This is a genomic window from Gammaproteobacteria bacterium (genome assembly GCA_028819075.1).
Classification (GTDB): domain Bacteria; phylum Gemmatimonadota; class Gemmatimonadetes; order Longimicrobiales; family Gaopeijiaceae; genus BD2-11.
Genome location: JAPPMM010000050.1, coordinates 36,062 through 55,545 on the forward strand (window position 1 = coordinate 36,062; position 19,484 = coordinate 55,545).

Below are 19,484 nucleotides of genomic sequence, written 5' to 3' on the forward strand. Positions count from 1 at the left end.
TCACGCGCTGAGGCAGCGCACCGGCAGGGACTCGAGGCCCCGCATGATGATGCTCGGCCGATACCGGGGGCGATCGCGGGCCAGACGAATGGACCGGAACCGCTCGAGCAGCATCTCGAGCGCGATCCTTCCCTGCAGGCGAGCGAGCGGAGCGCCGAGGCAGTGGTGAATCCCGCTCCCGAACGACAGGTGCGAACGGGGGTCGCGCCCGACATCGAGGCGGTCCGGATTCTCGAACGCCGCCGGATCCCGGTTGGCGGCGCCCAGGAGCACCACGACGTTGTCGCGCTTGCGCAACGCAAAGCCGTTCACCTCGCAGTCGGCGAGCACCCGCCGATAGTCCACCTGCACCGGAGCGTCGAAGCGGAGCAGTTCCTCGACGGCCGACGGGATCAGGGCCGGGTCCTCCCGCAACCGCTCCATCTGGTCCGGATGGCGGAGCAGGGCCAGGATGCCGTTTCCGATGAGGTTGGCGGTGGTCTCGCTGCCGGCTGCCAGGAGCAGCCGCAGCATGTTCAGGGTCTCCTGCCCGCTCAACTGCGCGCCATCCTGCCGGGCCCGAATCAGGGCAGTCACGATGTCTTCGCGCGGCCTGGCCCGTCGCTCCTCGATGATCGGCCGCACATAGGCGGCAAACGCACTCGATACCCGCTTGCCGGCCCTGCCCTCCCCGCGGCCGAGCCTCGGTTCAAGCAGACGCGCACGCCGCGCGGACCAGACCTTGAATCGGCGCCAGTCCTGCGGGGGAAGGCCCAGCATCCCCGCGATGACCATCACGGGGAGAGGATGCGCCACAGCGTCCATGAAATCGAACGCCGTCGAGTGGCGGATGTCCCCCAGCAGGGTGCTCAGGATGCCGCGAACGCGTGGCTCGAGCGCGTCGATCGCCCGCGGCGTGAAGGCCCCGCTGACGAGCGCCCGGAGCCGCGTGTGGTCCGGCGGATCCAGAAGCAGCATGGAATACTCGTGCGGAGGCGGCAGTATGGCCCGCTGCAGGAGCGACAGGTTGCTCTTGCGCGGGTCGTTGCCGAAGCGCCGATGGTCGCGCAGGATGACCCTCACGTCGGCGTAGCGCGTGAACACCCAGGCGTTCAAGAACCTGCTGCGGTGCACCGGCGCCCGGGCGCGCAGGGCCGCCAGGACGGGGTACGGATTCCGGACCGTCCGGGGCGAGAGCGGGTTGTATGCTACCCCGTGCTTCCAGCGCTCCGGCAGGACCAGCGCGCCGGCGACTGCGGCTTGCATCGCGTGGGCAACTTGGAACATCCCTCTAATCTAGGGGGATTGATATGTTCAAGACGTGTACAAGAGTATTGATTTTATGTCGATTTCATGTTGCCATGGCGCGGGGAGGGAGAAGTCGTGAACGACATCAACGAACTCAAACGCCAGAACAGGGCATTGCGGGACCGGTTCGTTCGGCTGAGCAGCGCCGTCCTGCGCATCAACTCGAGCCTCGAGCTGGCCAACGTGCTGCAGGAGGTCGTCGATAGCGCCCGCGCGCTGACCGCCGCGCGCCTGGGGGTCATCACGACCGTCGACAAGCAGGGGCAGCTTCGGGACTTCCTGACCTCCGGCTTCGCTCTCGACAAGCAACGGACGATGACGGCGTGGCCCGACGGGCTGAGGCTCTTCGAGCATCTTCGGGACCATCTGGAGCCATTTCGGCTCTCGGACTTCCCCGGTCACCTCCGGTCGCGTGGCTTCCGCCCGACGCCGTGGATTCCGAGGACGATTCAGGGAGCGCCGTTGCACCACCGGGGCGAGCATCTCGGTCACTTCTTCCTCGGGGAGAAGGGCAACGGCGAGGCGTTCACGGCTGAAGACGAGGAGATTCTCACCCTCTTCGCCTCGCAGGCGGCCACGGCGATCGCGAATGCCCGCACCCACCGCGATGTCGAGCGGGCCCGCGCCGACCTGGAGGCCCTGATCGAAACCACGCCGGTGGGCGTGGCCGTGTTCGACGCCGGAACCGGTCGTCCCGTGTCGTTCAATCGCGAGGCGCAACGCATCGTCGAGGAGATTCGCACCCCCGGATGTCCGCCGGAGCAGCTTCTGGAAGTGCTGACGTGCCGGCACGCCGACGGGCGGGAGTACTCGCTCGCAGAGATCCCGCTGGCCCGGCAGCTCGAGGGCGCCACGGCGACGCGCGCAGAAGAGATCGAGCTCTCGGTGCCCGACGGCCGGAGCGTCCGCACGCTCGTCAACGCGACGCCGATCCATTCCGAGTCCGGAGAGGTAGTCTCGGTCGTCGTCACGTTGCAGGATCTGGCACCGCTCGACGAGCTGGAGCGGCAGCGGGCGGATTTCCTCAGCATGGTGAGCCACGAACTCCGCGCCCCGCTCACTTCCATCAAGGGTTCGGCCGCAACCGTTCTCGAAGCCTCTCCCGTTCCGTCCCGGGCCGAAATGCTGCAGTTCTTTCGCCTCATCAACGGCCAGGCGAACCACATGAGGGGCCTCATCGCGAACCTGTTGGACGCGGGGAGCATCGAGGCGGGCACGCTCACCGTCGCACCCGAGCCTTCCAACGTAGCCTCGCTGGTGGACCAGGCCCGGACCACGTTCCTTAGCGGCGGAGGCCGGCACCCCGTCCTCATCGACCTCCCGCCGGACCTTCCGCGAGCGATGGCCGACCCCGAGCGCATCGTGCAGGTGTTAGTAAATCTCTTCGCCAACGCGGGACGGCACGCGCCCGAGTCGACTCCGATCCAGGTGGCGGCCGAGCGCGACGGCACGCATCTCGCAATCTCGGTCTCGGACCAGGGACGGGGGATTGCACCCGAGCGGCTCCCGCACCTCTTCCAGAAGCGCGTCGGCCTTGCTGGAGGCACCGGGCTGGGCCTGGCGATCTGCAAGGGGCTCGTGGAAGCGCACGGCGGCCGCATACAGGCCGAGAGCGATGGGCCGGGCCGGGGCGCGCGCTTCACGTTCACGCTTCCGGTGGCCGGGGAGGCGACGGCCGACGCCCCGGGCAGCTACGGGCGGCTGATCTCCGAGGGGCGCGAGCGCAGCCGCGTTCTCGTGGTCGACGACGACCCGCTGATGCTGCGCTTCGTTCGCGACGCCCTCGCGACGGCGGGCTACGCTGCGGTGATGACGGGCGACCCGCAGGAGTTGTCGCACCTGATCCGGATCGAGCAGCCCGAGCTTGTCGTTCTCGACCTGATGCTGCCCGGCACGGACGGCATCGAGTTGATGGAGCGGACCCCGGAGCTCGCCGACCTGCCGGTCATCTTCATATCCGGCTACCGCAGGGACGAGACCATCGCGAAGGCGCTCGAACGTGGGGCGGCCGACTACATCGTCAAGCCTTTTTCGCCGACGGAACTCGTGGCCAGGGTCCGGGCGGCGCTGCGCCGACAGGCCCAGCCCAGGCCCTTCGTGCTGGACGAACTCGACATCGACTGCGACCAGCGCCGAGTCACAATGGCAGGCCGCGAGATCAAGTTGACCGCGACGGAGTACGAGCTGCTGCGCGTGCTCTCGCGCAATGCGGGGCGGGTGGTCACCTACAACCGGCTGCTGCGCCAGGTCTGGGGCCGGCGCGGCGGGGGCAACGCGGGCCCGGTGCGCACCTTCGCCAAGAAGCTCCGCCAGAAACTCGGCGACGACGCGGCCAACCCGGCCTACATCCTGACCGAGCGCGGGGTTGGCTACCGTATGCCCATGCCGGACACCGAGGAGGGTCCCTGACGCTCAGCGGCCTCGTTATCGAAGCGGTATCTGGGGTTCCGGCGGCGGCGCCTCTTCTTCGGGTGTGGCCCTCGTCGTACGCGCGTGGCCTTCTTCCTTCGCTTCGGCGGTTTCTGGTTCTTGGGCGGGCGCCACTTCCTCATCGGAACCGCAACCTCCCCCGGACGCCGACGGTGTGTTGCGGGGCGCCGAGCCCGCTCTCGCGCCGCGTGCCTTCGAGGCGCAGTCCGACGCCTGACCCGAGCTCGTAGCGCACGCCGCTCGAGAAGGCCCGCGTGCCACCCTGGCCCACGTAGAAGCCGCTGTAGGGTGTGCCGTGGAAGCCGGCGATGCCGTACGCCACCTCACCGTCCACGTTGGGACCCATGCCTAGGTCGTGGCCACCCACTGCGTCGTGCACCCCGCGCTCCCACAACTGGTTCACCCCGCTCATGTGGTTGCCGTACGAGGGCGCCACCCGGACCTGCAGCCCCTGGCCGCGGGTCGCCGGGTCGAACATGAGCGTGCCGCCCATGCCCCATTCCTCGTAGCCGGCGCGCGCCGAGATCACGAACCGGCCGCGGCCCTCCGCGGTCAGCCCCAATCCCGGGTTCGTGTAGCGCAGCCCGCCGCCGACTTCCGCGCTGGCGCCGTTTATGCCGTCGCCGTCGTCGTAGCGCATCCCGCCCTCGAGCACGAACGCCATCTCGTTCCCGGCGCCGCTGCTGAAGCCCTGCGTCAGCTCCAGGGCAAGTTTGGCGCGCTGCATCTCGAGCGTTGCTTCCTCGATCTGCTGGGTGCCGTCGACCGTGACCTCGCCGTACCAGCCTTCGGCCTTGAGGCGCACGCCGGCCGCGCCTCGCGTGAGCAGTTGGTAGCTGGCGCCCCCAGCCCCCGTCAACAGGCTCGCGGGCGTGGTGCGGAACCCTCCGCGCTCGTCGTCGACGTCGATGTCGCCGCGGCCGAGTCCGGCCGAGCCCCACACGGAGGCGACGCCCCCGCCGGAGAACCAGGCCATGTAGGGATGCACGCTGGCCATGGTGGTGCCGTAGGTGCCCGTTACCGGCGTGGCGCCGGTCTTGTCGGTGAAGTCGAAGCTGCCCGACGAGTACGAGCCCGCGACACCCGCCAGGATGTCGGGTCCCACGCGCACGTCCAGGCCGGCGTGGGCGCTCACCATGTTGCCCTTCCAGTCGAGGGTGCTCTGGCCCGGTTCGCCGAGGTGGTGGTATTCGCCTGAGCCCCAGCTCGCCAACTGGGTGCCCGTGGCGGACTGCTGCTGCGGCGCGTCGGAGGCGCCCAGGGGCATCGTGAACGAGGTGCCGCCGAAGAGGGCAGCCAAGCCGGCCTGGTCCCCTTGGGCGAGACCGAAGCCTCCAGCGTCCGGCGAGGACAGGCTCGCGGCCATCGACGAGAGCCCGTTCGTCTCGACGCGCCGCTCCATGCCCATCCCGCTGGCCACCGCATCGACGCGGCGGGCGATCGCCGACACTGTGCTGGATGTCATCGCGGCCGCCACGTGCGGCAGCACGCGCGTGTTCAGGCGACCCGCCCGACCGACGGGGTCGTCCGTGGCCGCCGAAGCGGTATCCGACGGCGCGCCGGCGCCCACCCGGTTGATCGCCGAGACACGGTAGTGGCGCGAACTCCCCGGCAGGAGGCCGGTGTGCGAGAACGCGGTGGCTCTGGACCCGGTATTGACCATCAGAACCGTCCACGCCGTTGCATTCTCCGAGACCTCGATGCGGTAGCCGGTGACGGCGGCGCCCCCGTCGTAGGCAGGCGCGGCCCAGAACAGGTCGATCTGGGTGGGCGAGACCGCGGTGGCCGTCAGCCCGGTGGGCGGGTCGGGCACGGTCGCGTCGGTAATGGCGCTCGCCACCCGCGACGCCCGGCCCACGCCGATCCGGTTGATCGCCGAGACACGGTAGTGGCGCCTGGTGGCCGGCTCCAGTCCCGTGTGCACGTGGGTCGTGCGCGTGTTGTGCGAGTTGGCCACCAGGTCCGCCCAGCGGGTGCCCCCGTCTTCGGACACCTCGATCCGGTAGCCGGTGATGCGCGAGCCCCCGTCGCTCGTGGGCGCTCGCCAAGAGAGCTCGATCCGCGAGGTGCCGTCGGCCTCCGCGTCGAGACTCCGGGGCGAGCCCGGCACGGTCGCTTCCGTGGTAGCGCGCGCGGTGTTCGAGAACGGCCCGGTCCCCGCAGTGTTGATCGCTGCGACGCGGTAGTGCCGCGTAGTCGCGGGCTGGAGGTTTACGTCGGAGAACGTCGTCCCTCTCGAGTTGGTGTTGCGGCGGACAATCCGCCAGGTGCTGCCCCCGTCGTCGGAGGCCTCGATCCGGTAACCGAGGATGGGAGCTCCACCGGTGTTGCGAGGCGCACTCCACGACAGGTCGATCCGCGAGGTGCCCACCTCCCGGGCCGTCAGCCCGACCGGTGCCCCGGGAGCTTGAGCGTACGTGCTCGTGCTCGTCTCGAACGACCACTGGCCGGCCCCCACGCGGTTGATCGCCGCCACCCGGTACCGGTAGGCGGTGGCCGGCCGGAGGCCCGTGTGCTCGAAGGTGGTCGCCGTCGAACCCGTGTTGCGAACGATCGTGATCCAGGTGCCGTCGCTGGGGCCGCGCGCCTGAATGGTGTAGCCGGTGATCCGCTCCCCGCCGTCGTTGGACGGCGCCTCCCAGGCGAGGGTGATGCTGGTGGGTCCCGTTGCTCGCGCGCGCAGGTTGCGGGGCTGGTCCGGCCGTGCGGCGTTGGTGGTGCCCTCGGCCACGTTCGAGGGATCCCCGTGCCCCTGGGCGTTGAGCGCGCGCACGCGATAGAACCGGGTCGTGTTGGGGGCGAGACCGGTGTGCAAGTAGGTGGTGGTGGCGCTGGCAGTGCTGGCCAAGTGGATGATCCAGGGGCCGCCGCGGGTGATAGCCCTCTCGATGCGGTAGCCTGTGATCGGACTCCCTCCGTTCGAGGCCGGAGCCGTCCAGGAGAGGAGGATCTGGGTGCTTCCCCCTACACCGCTCGGAGTCGCCCTCAGGCTCCTGGGTGCGCCCGGAACGGTGAGGTCGTCGGTGGTCGCGTGGGCGACGTTCGACCAGGCGCTCGTGCCCGCCGCGCTGATCGCCGCGACGCGGTAGTAGCGCGTCGTCCCGGGGGACAGGCCGGAATCGGTGTGCCTTGTCGTCGTCGAACCCGTGTTGGCAACAAGACTCCGCCATGTGCCCGTTCGCGTGCTCGACCACTCGATCCGGTAGCCGGTCACCGCGGACGCTCCGCTGGACGATGGTCGCGTCCAGTCCAACTCGATGGCCGACATCCCCCGGGCCTCGGCCGTCAATCCCCCAGGCGCGCCCGGCACGCGCAGCGGGGTGACGTCGCCCTCGATGTTCGAGGGGGTTCCTGCGCCGAAGGAGTTGATCGCCGAGACCCGGTAGTAGCGAGTCGTATTCGGCGCGAGGCCCGTGTCCTCGTAGGTGGTGCGTGTGTTGCCCGTGTTGGCCACGAGATCGCCCCATACGCCGGTTCGCGTGCTCGACCACTCGATCCGATACCCGATGATCGCGCTGCTGCCACGACTCAGCGGGGCACTCCAACTCAGCTCGATCGCCGAGGAACCGACGGCGGTCACCGTCAGAGCACGAGGCGGCCCGGGCGGCGTTCCCGTTGACGTGGTGGCGCTCACAGGGGACGTCCAGGGCCCGAGGCCGTTGGCGTTCCGCGCCCTGACCCGGTAGTGGCGCGTAACGCCCGCGGAGAGACCCGTGTGCCGGGACGAGGTCAAGCTCGTGGTCGGCAGCGGCGTCCACGGGACGCTGCCAGTCGCCGACACTTCGACCTGGTAGTCGATGATCACGCTCGCGCCATGCGAGCTCGGCGCATCCCAGTCGAGGTCGATGATGGTAGGTCCGGCGGCATCCGCCGTGAGATTGAGTGGCACCGAAGGTGCCCCCGCGATCCCCGTTCCCATGACCGTCGCCAAGTTCGAGTAGGCTCCCGTCCCCTCAGCATTGATCGCGGCGACGCGATAGAACAGGGTGGTGCTTTGAGGGGGATTTATGTGCGTGTAGTTTGTGGTCGTGCTGCCGGTGTTGGACACGACCGGGATCCAGCTCGGGAAGCCGCCGAAGAGCATTTCGATCCGGTAGCCGGTGATATCACTCCCGCCGTCCGAGGTCGGTTCGACCCAAGTGAGGTAGATGGTGGTGGAGTTGAGGGCGGTCGCCGTCAGGTTCGTCGGCACCGAAGGCACCGTAGGGTCCTGAACCGGGAGCGCGCCAGCGGCTGCCGCGGGAACGCATGGAATCCAGCAGACCACCGCCGCAGCAACCATGAGGGAGCGGGCCGGCGGGCCCAGTCTGTTCCGAGTCATCCTGCCGCCTCCTTCTGCGCGTAGAAAGACGTGTGCGCGTCTGTGTGTGAGTCCATCTCGATCGGTTGGCGAACCTTCGGGTTTCGTGGCCTCGTCATCGCCGCCACGCCGCCGCGTCCGGCATCCCGCGGCTGAAGAGGACCTCGAACTCCGGCCCTGCGGACCTTTCCACCGTGTCCATCGCGGCCCGGGCCGGAAGCGGCGCCTCGCGCAGGATGCCCCGCACCCGGCCAGTGCGCGGGTTGCGCAGGATGGCCGTCGGGACGTCGCTGTCGTCGTTCAGAGCGAACGATCCGCCGGGGCCGGCGAGGGTGATGCCGGCTAGCTCGCCCGCCCAGCCCGGCTCCGTCGGCAGCACGAAGGCGAAGCCGGAGCCACCGTCGCCGTCGGCCGTTCGGGGCATCGCGAAGCGGAGCGAGAAGAGCTCGGTCCCGCGACCGGTTCGGCCCGTCAGCGTGTAGGCGCCGGCCGAGTCCGGAAGCGCCGGCGGCGCCTCGACGACGAAGGCCGGGTTCAGGAACGGCGCGCCGTCGGCGTCCGCGCCGCCCCACAGCAGGAGCGACCTCGCCGGGGCGGCGACGGACGGCTCCACCGCCGCCCGCGCCTCGAACAGCCGGTAGCGGAGCGCGTTGGCGAAGTGGTACTCGCTGATCCCGTCGGGAGGGCCGCAGTACGACATCAGGTCCGGGGTCTCCGGACGCACCAGTTCGCCGCGCGCGAAATCGTAGCCCCAGGCCCCCGCCGATCCGTCCGGGTGGGGAAACGACGGATCCGGGTCGCCCGCGCCGCCGCACGGCGCGTGATGGAGACCCAGGTTGTGGCCGAGCTCGTGCGCAATGGTGCCCGACTGGGGAATCGAGAACCCCGCCCGGCCGGGAAGGAACGCCACCCCGGAGGGCCCCGTCACGGGGCCCGCCATTGTGCCCAGGTAGTGGCCACCCCCGCCCTCCAGCGCGCGGATCGCCTCCGTCTCCTCCATTAGGCGGCGGGCGTCGTTGCTCGAACTCACCACGGGCTCGTGCGCCGTCACCGCCAGCGTCCCCACCGGGAGCAGCGCGCGTACCTCCGCGAGCAGCGCGTCGCTCTCCGGATCCGCCGCCATCCCTCGGACCGCGTCCACGATTGAGGAGTCGGGCGCCTGCGCCCACAGGAACGGAACGACCGTCAGCTCGAGCGGCGGCAGGGCTCGCACGTCGAGCGCCAGCCGTCCGGTTGCGGGAATCCGCCGTGCAACGCCCAGCGCAGGGTCCAGCGTCGCGTTCGGGTCCACCTCGACGACCACCTCGAGGCCGGGCCGAATCACGCGCCCCGGGATCTCCGCGCTGACCGACGTGGCGAGGGAGCTTTCGTCGACCCCAGTCGGGATCGCCCCGGACCCGCCCGGAACGTACTCCACATGCGCCTCCCGACCGTCGACGAAGAACCGGGCCCGGACCGCCGGAACGCCAGCGTCCCCGGCCCGCGCCGCTGTCGGGAACACGCGCAGCAGCGCCCGCGCGCCCGCGACCAGCGGGACCGGGAACGCGCGCGACTGCACCGCCTGAACCAGGTACGCCGCCGGCGTCTCCCGTCCGGCACAGGGGGCGATACGACGCGTGTGAACCCCGTCGAGCCAGGCTGCGAAGGCGGGGTCCGCGGGCGCGCACAGCTCCGTGCCCCCGGCCAGGAGCCGTTCGAGCCGGCCGAGGGACGTCAGTTCGGCGGGGAGTGGGCCCGCCAGCCGAGGGTTGCCCGTGAGCCCCAGCCCGCGCAGGTCCGCAAGGCCGCCAAGTTCGGGCGGCAGCGGGCCCGACAGGTCGTTGTTCTCGACGCGCAGTTCCTCGATGGCCGGGAGGTCGCCGAGTTCCGGCGGCAGCGGGCCGGAAAGGCCGTTGCCGTCGAGCGCCAGGTACGCGAGGCTGGACAGGCCGCCAAGTTCGGGCGGGACTAAACACGAAAAGCGTAATCTACTGCCGCTCATTGGTTTACGTAGTATATCGCCCGCTCCCGTATCACTTTGGATACACAAATATGATCCGGAATACACCGGACCCAAGCGGACCGCGGCGGACGTGAACCTTGGGCCGAACCCTAGCCTCAACCTGCTGCCGGTTCGGCCTCCACGGCGACCGGGCGACCGCCGAAGCGTCCCCCTGCCCCCTCCATCGCGGCGGCGACGGGAAGCGGAGAGGCGTTCATCCTACCACGTCTCTCTCCGGGGTGCGACGCTGGCCTTGGAACCCGGCGGCGCGAGATTACCTTACTGTTGATGGACCTTCGGTCGGAGGTGGAGCCTTCTAAACCATTCTGTGAGGAACCGACCCGTGACGCTCGAACACTGGACCGCGAACATGGGAAACTACTGCCTTTCGGATCGCTCCGAGGTGGTCGACGAGGTGACCCCCGCGTACGGACGGCTGATCGCGGGGGCGGGCGCGCTCGGCGTTCCCGCGCCGTTGCGGGCGCGGGACGATGCGTGGCAACTGGAGGTGCTCGCGCATCCGCACGGCCCGCGCGTCCTGCGGGCGTGCATCCTTGCCCCGGACGGGCGGCCTGCGGTGTCGGTGGCGGTGGCGGAAGGCGGTGGCGACGGCGCGCGGCGCGCATGGCGCGAGACCGTCGCGGCGTCCTCCTGGTTCATCGAGGGCTGCGACCTCGCGGAGTTCCGCGACCCTCCGGGCGGCCCGTGGATGATGGGGGCCTTGCAGGACGGGCTGGACGGCCATCCGGAGGCTTTCGACTGGCTGGGGGCCGTCCTCCAGTACATCGGGTGGGCGTTTCTGGACAGCCTCTCGCCGATCACGGTCGCATGACCCCGCCCGCCGGTTTCACCGGCTCGGCCCGGAGTCCCGGTCCGGCCCGGGCGGCCTGATCCTCTCGACCAGCCGCCTCGTCATCTCCATCTGCGCCCTGGCCCTGCGCCGTAGGTCCCGGAGTATCCGGTCAAGTCCGTCACCCGCGCGCTCAGCCGCTCGACTTGCCGCTGCAAGGCTTCGACCTGTTCTCGCAACGCTTCGATCTGTCCGGATTGCCGCCGCTGTTCCGTTTCGTACTGCCCGGACAACCTTTCCAATGCGGCCGTCAGCCGCCGCTCCAAATCGGTCACGCAGCTCCCTCCTCACTCCCTCGACAGCTTCAAGTAGGGCCGCTCGTCCATCGTGAACGCCGGACGGCCCGACGTGCGTGCGGGCAGCGCCACGTACCGCTCCCCGTTGATCTCCATCAACTCGACGCCCCAAGTCGTCTCTTGCATCTCCGCCAGCGTCTCGCGCGCCCGGTGAATCCGTATGTTCACCTCCGTCAAGGTCTCGAACCGGGAGTCGATGATCCTCGACAGCCAGTGCATCGTCGCCCAGCTGCCGCCGCAGATACCGAGAAAGAGGCTCATGCCGACCACCAGCGGTCGGAGCCAGGCCCTCATCAGCAACTCGCGCATCCGCCCGGTCGCCTCGACCGTATCGGCCTCGATGGAACGCAGCGCGCCGCTTGCGACGGCGCTCAAGCTCTCGCCGAGCCGCGCGAGCTCGCGCGCGGCTTCGTCCTCGATCCGCCTCCGGTCGGCCTCCAGCCTGCTCCTCAGCCGGGAGGTCAAGTCGCCCGGGCTCGAAGTCTCGTTCATACAGTTCTCCTTTCAGCCGCCACCGCTTCCCGCTGTCGGGATCGCGGGCGGTGATGTAGTCCTTGCCTTGGCGCGGCACCTCCAGTCCCACATCCTCCAGCGCGGAGACCACGTCGGCTCGGTCCTTGACCGCGCCGTGCTCGACGCGCTGCACGAGGTAGTCGCGGATCAGCGTGCGCGGGTCCGCTTCGTGTTCGAGTCCGGCGCGCAGCTTCGACGCCTCGATGTAGGCCACGTGGCCCGGCCGCTGCGCTCGCGCGCGCCTCGGGTCGTCCGGTCGGCTCCAGCCGTGCTCGTGGTTGAAGGCGTCGCGAAGCGGATCGAAGGTCTTCTCCCAGCCGGGGGGCGCGATGTTCAAGCTGCGGCCCGTCTGTAGGTCGCACTGCGCGGCCAGAATGTGGACGTGGACGCCGCCTCCGCGCTCGCGGTGCAGAACCGCCGTCCACGAGTAGCGGTCCGGCTCCAGTCCGGCCCACGCCGTCTTCTCGAATTCGTCGAGGACCGCTTCGATCTGCTCATCGGTGGGCCGGTCCTCCGGCGCCCATGCGATCACGGCCGACCTGTATTTCCGCTCGAAGTCGAGCGAGTCGGCGACGGCGGCCACCATGTCCGGGTTGCCGCGCCACACTTCGACGCCCTCGCGCTCCCGTCCCTCGGCGTCCAACTCGCCGACGAGATACTTGGCCGCCGCCTTGGCCGAGCCCTTCCCGTGGGCTAGGAACTTAATGAGCATCGCCGGTCTCCCCGCCGATGCGGGCGACACGGAGCAGCGAGCGCTCGAACGATACGATGTGGGCGATCACCGAGACGGCCTCGGCCGCCGTCCTGTGGGTGTTCGCCCAGCGGATCGCCTGAGGTATGAATCCCGGCAGGAAATCGGCTAACTACTTACAGGGCCGCACGATCTGCGTTTCCTGCCGTTGTACTGGACCTTGCTGGACCGTGCCGCTGAAGCGGGAAAACTGCCTCAATTCCCGGGAAGTTGCGGGAGTCCAAAACCATCCCGGAGCCGTCGCGTTCCGGTGCCGAGCGCCACATCCCCGCTCATGTGGCGACGTTCCCCCGCGTCACCCGGTCGCGGAGGAGTGACGAGGGCGGCGCATTTTGTGTCTCTGGGCGGATGCTGGTATTATTGATACATCTGCCATGCAATGGACCTTTATGGTACACGAGAGGACTTGGTCGTGTCGATCCCGAACCCGCAGCAGGACATGACGCCCGACCGGATCCGGGCGATCCGCGAACGGCTGGGCCTCACCCAGGAGGAAGCAGGGAGGCTTCTGGGAGGTGGGCCGCGAGCATTCACCAAGTACGAGTCGGGAAACATGAGGCCGAGGGCGGCCGCAATCAGCCTGCTCCGCGTACTGGAGGCACATCCTGAAGGGGTGTGGGTGCTTCGTGGGGAAGACGCTCCTCCCGCTCGCTCCCGGAACCCCTCTCCATTCGAGGTGCGGGGTGAGGATCTCAAGGGCCTTCGACCCGAGCAGCTTCACGAGCTCCTGCGTCGACTCCTGTGTGTCGAGGCCCAAGCTAACGGCATTCCTCTCTCCGGCATCCGCGTGTCGAGCAACGTGTCCGCGCGCGACGGCGGGGAAGACGGACGCATCTCTTGGCAGGGCGGGCCAGAGCGCACGGAGTTTCTGCCCTCGCGCCTCTGCCAGTTCCAGTTGAAGACTAGGAGGGTTGGGCCAGCCGATGCCGGGCGCGAGGTGCTGACGCGCCGCGGACGCCAAGTAAAGCCGATGGTGCGCTCGGTCCTGGAACGGGATGGTTGCTACATCCTGCTCTGCACGCGCCGGTATCCGCAGTCGGTCGAGAGTCGGGAGCGGGCCATCCGCGAAGCGCTTCGCGGGGCTGGCTTGCCCGTTCGTCCTGAGCGGATCGCTTTTTGGGACGCCGATGTGACTGCAATGTGGATAAACACTCATCCGCCGGTGGCTCTCTGGGTTCAGGAGCAGGTTGGCATCCCCTCTCCGGGCTGGTTCGTCTCTTGGCGTCAATGGAGCGAAAGAAGCGAGCATTCGGTCCACTGGGTTGAGGATCCAAGGCTACCGGAGCTGAGTAGCGAGATTCGGGAGCGATTGACCCAGCCCGGTGCGTTTCTCCGTGTGGCGGGACTGTCTGGCGTGGGCAAGTCTCGGCTGTGCTTGGAGGCCTTGGGTGGTGCTGGCGACGACCGGACAGCCAACCGCCCCCTGCGAGACCTGGTGATGTACGCGGAACAGTCGGAAGTACCCGACCGAGCGCTTCCCGGCATCGTCGACAGGTTGGCCGGGTCCGGCGCACGCGCCGTCGTCGTGGCGGACGGCTGCGACCCGGAGAGCCATGACGCTCTGGTCGGGTTGGTGCGACGCTCCGGCAGCGGGGTTTCCTTTCTCTCCATCATTGACGATGAGATGCCATCGCGACTCGGTACCGACACCATTGGGATCGACGAGGCCCCCGAGAGTGTCGTCGAGGCAGTCGTAGAACGAGTGGCCGGGACGCTGCCGCCGCTGGACCGACAGCGCCTAGCCCGAATGTCGGCGGGCTTCCCGGAAGTCGCGCGTCGCATTGGCGCCGAAGTCGGTGCCACCCAACTCGTCGACCCGCGCCCGGAACAATTCATCGACCGCTTCGTTGTGGGAAGAGCGTCGCACGATGCGGATCGTCTGCTCAGGTCCGCGACGCTTCTCTCCGCCTTCCGCGTGGTGCGGGTGGACCCCGCGAACATCGGATGGCTGGGCCATCGTGGGACGCCAACGAACGAGGACTTCCTAGCAAAGATCGCGTCTCTCGGTCGCGATCTCACCCGTGACGACCTGTATGCGGCAATACAGCAACTCCAAGACCGGGGCGTCTTCAAGCGGCGCGGCGGACTCGGAGCTATCCAGCCCCGGCCGATCGTTGTTCGGCTTGCGGAACGGCAGTGGAGCGTGTGGGATCCCCAGAAGTGGGACGAGGTGCTCTCGGGCAGCTTCGCACCCGGCTTGGCCCGTTTGGCGGCCGAGCGTCTGGCTCATTTGAACGGGACCGGGATCGCAACCAGGGTGGTGTCCCACGTATGCAGGGAGGGCGGTCCCCTCGACACCGGCGTGGTCGACAACTGTCGGGCCGAGGTCCTAGCATGCTTGGCTGAAGTGGACCCGAAAGTGGTAGCCGAATGCATCGAACGCCTTCTCGACAGCCATCTGGAGCCGTTGGCGCCCAAAGGCAACGCGCTGCATTGCCTTATGCGCGGCCTCGGTAAGATCGCCTTCCCCGCGGCGACGTTCGACGTCGGTGCCCGTCTGATGCTGCGGCTGCTGCGGGTAGAGGGCCGGATGGACAACGAGCATTCGGCCCGCCCGTTCACCACGCTCTTTCCTGCGCTTTCGGGAGCGACGGAGGCCGATGGAGCGCGCCGACTCCGATTCCTCGACGAGGCAGTTGCCGCGAGCGACGCGACCCGACTGATGCACGTTGTTCGTGCCTTGGTGGCGAGCTACGAGACAGACCGCCTGAGCGTGATCGGCCCGGAAGTGCACGGCTCGCGGCGAACGCTGAACCGCTGGCATCCGTCCACGAGGGCAGAACTGGCCAAGTATGTCGGCGGCTGCATCTCGCGCCTCGCCCAACTCGCCGCACGGAATGACGAAGTCGGCGTCATGAGCCGGGACGAACTCGGCGGTTCCATCGCCAGTCTGATCTTCCGCGGGTTCATCGATGCGGTCGAGGAAGCAATCCATCGAGTCGAAGGGGCGGGCCACAGGTGGACGCTTGCACTGCGGCAGCTGCGTGGGGTTCTCGTACGTTCCACCAAGCGGATCGACGAGCCGACGGTCGCGCGCGTACAGTGTTTGATCGACCTTCTCACTCCAACTGACGTTCATGGGCTGGTGCGTACGCTAGTGACCGAGCCTCCAACGCATCACGATTGGTTCATCGAGTCGGAGGCGGAGCATGTCGCGGCGCTTCTCGCCAAGATCGACGCCTTGGCCGACGATCTCTTGCAGAAACCGGAGACATTGCACGCGCTCCTCCCCCATCTCAGCCGAGGGAAGCACTTCCATGTCGGCAAGCTGGGAGAGTCCATCGCGAACCGAGCACCGTCTCCGGTCGATTGGCTGGACCCGATCATGAGGGCCGTCGAGAACGAGCCCCAAGACCAGCGCAACCATGACCTGCTTGTGGGTTTCGTTGCGAGTCTCGCGCACCGACATCACGACCACTTGGAAGCGGTCAAGCAGAGCGTTTTCGAGTCTCCGACGCTCGCTCCGGCCATCCCGGAGATCTGTCGCCGGATCGGACTTACGGCTGAGGACGTTGCCCAGGGCGTCGTGGGATTGGCCCAAGGCACCATTCCGTCCACTGCGCTGGCTTCCTGGATGCGTCCCGAAACACTAGATCCCTTGCCCCACACGGCGGTGGCCCGGCTGCTCGATGCGCTTCTCGACCACGACGCGACATCCTTTGCAATCGGCGTCAGCACCCTGTGGTTGATGTTGCGCAAAGAGGACCAAGAGAGGAACGACACCCGGGAAATCGGGTTCCTGATCGCGGACTTTCCAAGCCAAGTGGTCACAATGGCACGGAACGCCGGCCGCTGGCGCACGAGGGATTCCCGAGCCGCCACCCCGCCAACGGATTGGTGCTTCGCCCGCATCGTCCTGGCGACGCTGCGGAAGGGCCGTGAGGATGATCACGCCCGCGAGACGGCCCTCGCCTTCTCGAAGGCGCTGGTTTGCTGGCGTCGGGACGCCCAGATCGAACTGTACGGCAAGGCGTTGCGGGGCGTGCTGCGGGAACTGCTGTCAGGGTTTCCGGGCATGTGGCAGATCATTGGCGGCGCCATCGCGTCGAACGGTCGCTTCGCGCGGCTCATGGCGCTCACCTTGGGCGAGAGGTCCCTCATCGATCGCGGAGTCGATCCTCCCATTCTCGCGCTCCCCGAAGAAGACCTGCTGGCGTGGTGCCATGCAAGCCCCGATCAGGCACCCGCATTCGCCGCGAAGTGCCTGCCCATCTTGACGGCGGCAGACAGCGATTCCGGCCGCCTCCTTCATCCCGTGATGTCGCGGCTCATCGACGGTTTCGGAGAGCGCTCCGATGTGCAGGACGCGTTCGAGAGCAACCTGCACACGACGGGCGTGGTCAGTTCGCTGGCGGATCACTACGCCAGTCACGAGGCTGCCCTTGAGGCGCTGCAGGGGCACGAGATGCCTGCAATCCGCCACTGGGCGAGGAGGTTGAGGCGAGAACTGGGGCAACATATGGCTCGCCACCGGACACACGAGCAGGAGATTACGGCCGGGTTGAATTAAGGGGCGACGGGATCCACCGTGTAACCGGGCCGCTTGCTCCACCGGCCTCAGTGCCGGGCGTGCAGCGTCGGCTCCAGAGACAGCTTGCGGGTGATGTCGGCCACGATCTCGGGATCGATTTCGAGCACCTCGCGGCAGAGGCGCTCGTTCATCTCGCGCCGGACGGGATCGTCGGCCAGCGCGCTGAAGCCTTGAAGTTCGCGGCGCTTGAGATCGGCGTAGACGGCTGCGGCGGCCGTGAGTTGCCTGTTAGATAGCCGGTCCACATCGAGTACGGGCATGGTGCGGGCGAGTTCGTGGGGCACGCGAGAGCGGCCCAGGTAGGGCCGATTGCCGTGCATGGCTCGGAGAAGGAGCCCGAAGGTGGAATTGAGCCACAGGCACAGGGCTTCGTTCTTGCCAGCTCGGGAATTGCGGATGACCACCGAAATCCAAGAGCTGAACCCGAGCATCGGGCTGTCGGTCATGACCGCAGCCACTCGCTGGGGAGCCATCCCGAGGTCCGCCGCCAAGTGCAGGCAGCCGCTCTTCGCCAGCATTTGGTCTTGGTCTGCTCGGCTGCTATCCGCGCGTCGTTCCAGAAGCGCGTCGGCTGACGCGGCCAAGCATGTGTTCCGTCCAGCCTTGTGGTGCCAGAGAGCCGGTATGCCCGCTCGCAGACGCCACTCCGCAGTAGCCGTTGACGTTGGCCGCTCGCGCACCGTGAACAGTCCGTACTTGGGATTCTTGACCTGCATGTGGTAGGGACCCAAGTCGGCGAACGCCCCGAGTTCCGCAACCGGAACCGAACCGAGCCCGCCCTGCTCGCCCAAAGCAATGCGGTTCGCGATCAGTGCGAGCCCCGGCTGCACGAACGTCGCGAGCGACCACGGGCCACCGTCCCACGGCAGATCGCTCTGTGGAACTGAGACGGCATTCCCCCATGTCGTCTCCCCTATGCCGATCGCGGCGGGCTCAAGCGGCGCGAGACCATCGCGCAGAGCCAAGAGCTTCCGGGTCAGTCCCAGCGCCTCAATCGGCTCGTCCGGATTCCGCAACAGATTCACGAAGCACACGCGGCTGTCCTTGGGACGGCCTGACCGCCGCCGGGTCGCGACGATCAGCACCTCGGCGATGCGCGTGGACTCGGAGAACGACACGAGCCGCCGTCCGGGCAGCCCCTTCTTGGCGCTCCGGTTCCGCAGGTCGTGACTCACGACCACCCACTCCACCGAGTACTTGGACAGCAGGAGACGCCGGATGGGTGCCCAACGGCTGCCAGTGAGCATCGTCGCCGGAAGCACGAAAGCCAAGCGTCCCCCGATGTCGAGCGCCTCGTCGGCGAGCACCACGAAGGCCGATCCGAGCCCCGCATAGAGACTTGCCGCCGTTCCGTCGAGTGCTTTCCGCAGCGCTTTCTTCATCTTCTCGGCGTCCCGCTTGTCCAAAAGCGACCCGAAGATGGGATTCCAAACCGTGTTCTTCTCGTCTCCGGGGCCGCCCGCACGGGTGTACGGCGGGTTGGCGATCACGAGGTGGCACTTCGATGGCATGCCTACGCGGCTGTCCTCTACTTCGCCGGTGCCGGTCACACGGCGGATCGACGGCTTCTCGTCGTCGAAGAGGCTGAGCCGAGCAGCATTTCCTTGACTGGGCGACGAGGACAGGAAGTCGAGGCTCCCAAGGCGGGCAACGCCATCGGTCACGTCGTGCCGAACGCGCCAGAGGTTCATGTCCTTGACGACCTGACGCGCCTCGGCCATGCAGAGCGTGGAGGCGGCAAGGTGGATAGCGGCGGGGACCACGTCGAAGCCATAGAGCGCCTCTTCCAAAATCGTCCGCACGATGGTCGGGGCCTGTTGGGCGGGCGCTCCGGCACGGCGCGCCCGCTTGAGTACCTCCTGCGCGGCGGCCATGAGCAGGGTGCCGCTGCCGCAGGCCGGATCCACGATCCGCAGCCCAGCGACGGACTCGGCCGAAGCGAAGTCGATTTCGGACCAGCGCGGGCCGCGCTCGTCGAAGGCGAGGCCCGCAAGCATGATCGCCGCCGGGATCGTCGTGTAGTTGGTCGCAAGGAACTTGCGCGAGTCCAGCAGCCGATGGAACACGCGACCGGCCACGTCGTGGCGGCGGATCATCCCCGATTCGACGATCTCGCGAGCGGTGCGGATCAGCACGCCGATGGCCAAATGGGTTCCGGGCGAGCCCGGCGTTGCCCGAAGCGTCTCGCGGGCGACGTGGAATATGGGCCACCAGTTGATCGCAAGGATCTCCTCCCACTGCCGTTCAAGGTCTGCGGTGGTCCCGGCAGGGTCGGGGCGGCTGATCGTCTTCTGGCGGTGCTCGGCAGGCAGGAGCGACATGTCCAGGTGGCTCGCCAGCAGCTCCTGAAAGACCAGCGCGTTGAGCCATATGAGCGCCTTGGTGCCGGGAGACTCCGGCTTGCGGCCCCGGTTCCGGTCCAGCCGGGACAGCACCTCGGCGACCTGATCGATTGCGGTCGAAGCCTTCTGGACGATCTCCTCGATGCGAGCACCGTTGTCGCTCTGCACCCAGTAGTTGCGCAGTTGCTCCGCCAAGAGCGCCA

Annotated in this window: 11 protein-coding genes and 1 pseudogene; 6 read left to right on the forward strand and 6 right to left on the reverse strand. The window is 68.1% G+C overall.

Annotated features, from left to right (window positions below; all coding sequences use genetic code 11):
* Nucleotides 1–1,266 (reverse strand): cytochrome P450, encoded by a 1,266-nt coding sequence (locus OXU32_14270; protein MDE0075119.1) that lies wholly within the window; start codon nucleotides 1,264–1,266, stop codon nucleotides 1–3.
* A gap of 96 nt (nucleotides 1,267–1,362) precedes the next feature.
* Between OXU32_14270 and OXU32_14275 the strand changes: the two genes are divergently transcribed.
* Nucleotides 1,363–3,696: a response regulator gene (locus OXU32_14275; GenBank protein MDE0075120.1), complete on the forward strand. Its 2,334-nt coding sequence runs from the start codon at nucleotides 1,363–1,365 to the stop codon at nucleotides 3,694–3,696.
* Nucleotides 3,697–3,835: 139 nt separating this feature from the next.
* On the opposite strand, the gene OXU32_14280 is transcribed toward OXU32_14275, so the two are convergent.
* Nucleotides 3,836–8,038, reverse strand: a complete 4,203-nt coding sequence (locus tag OXU32_14280; protein ID MDE0075121.1) for a fibronectin type III domain-containing protein — start codon at nucleotides 8,036–8,038, stop codon at nucleotides 3,836–3,838.
* A 94-nt stretch (nucleotides 8,039–8,132) separates the two neighbouring features.
* Entirely contained in the window at nucleotides 8,133–9,998 is a 1,866-nt protein-coding gene (locus tag OXU32_14285; protein MDE0075122.1) for a M66 family metalloprotease, read from the reverse strand.
* 343 nt (nucleotides 9,999–10,341) lie between these two features.
* On the opposite strand from OXU32_14285, the gene OXU32_14290 reads away from it, so the two are divergent.
* Nucleotides 10,342–10,830 (forward strand): hypothetical protein, encoded by a 489-nt coding sequence (locus OXU32_14290; protein ID MDE0075123.1) that lies wholly within the window; start codon nucleotides 10,342–10,344, stop codon nucleotides 10,828–10,830.
* 305 nt (nucleotides 10,831–11,135) lie between these two features.
* Here OXU32_14290 and OXU32_14295 read toward each other — a convergent pair whose 3' ends face one another.
* Nucleotides 11,136–11,636 (reverse strand): hypothetical protein, encoded by a 501-nt coding sequence (locus OXU32_14295; protein MDE0075124.1) that lies wholly within the window; start codon nucleotides 11,634–11,636, stop codon nucleotides 11,136–11,138.
* Between the two features lie 67 nt (nucleotides 11,637–11,703).
* Here OXU32_14295 and OXU32_14300 point away from each other — a divergent pair, with 67 nt between their 5' ends.
* The 3 genes and pseudogenes from OXU32_14300 to OXU32_14310 all read left to right on the forward strand — a co-directional run bounded on the left by OXU32_14300 (nucleotide 11,704) and on the right by OXU32_14310 (nucleotide 13,009).
* Complete coding sequence (locus OXU32_14300) at nucleotides 11,704–12,012, forward strand: hypothetical protein (protein MDE0075125.1); 309 nt, start codon at nucleotides 11,704–11,706, stop codon at nucleotides 12,010–12,012.
* 27 nt (nucleotides 12,013–12,039) lie between these two features.
* Nucleotides 12,040–12,354, forward strand: coding sequence for a hypothetical protein (locus tag OXU32_14305; protein MDE0075126.1), 315 nt, complete (start codon nucleotides 12,040–12,042; stop codon nucleotides 12,352–12,354).
* A gap of 493 nt (nucleotides 12,355–12,847) precedes the next feature.
* Nucleotides 12,848–13,009: pseudogene (locus OXU32_14310) on the forward strand (type II toxin-antitoxin system MqsA family antitoxin).
* A gap of 1,137 nt (nucleotides 13,010–14,146) precedes the next feature.
* Here the strand turns inward: OXU32_14310 and OXU32_14315 are convergent.
* Nucleotides 14,147–14,275 carry a hypothetical protein gene (locus OXU32_14315; protein MDE0075127.1) on the reverse strand — a complete coding sequence of 43 codons (129 nt, stop codon included), beginning with the start codon at nucleotides 14,273–14,275 and terminating at the stop codon, nucleotides 14,147–14,149.
* Between the two features lie 471 nt (nucleotides 14,276–14,746).
* On the opposite strand from OXU32_14315, the gene OXU32_14320 reads away from it, so the two are divergent.
* Nucleotides 14,747–16,918, forward strand: a complete 2,172-nt coding sequence (locus OXU32_14320; protein ID MDE0075128.1) for a hypothetical protein — start codon at nucleotides 14,747–14,749, stop codon at nucleotides 16,916–16,918.
* A 47-nt stretch (nucleotides 16,919–16,965) separates the two neighbouring features.
* Here the strand turns inward: OXU32_14320 and OXU32_14325 are convergent.
* Nucleotides 16,966–19,484, reverse strand: a 2,519-nt coding sequence (locus OXU32_14325) for a hypothetical protein (GenBank protein ID MDE0075129.1), incomplete at its 5' end; no start/stop codon positions are given.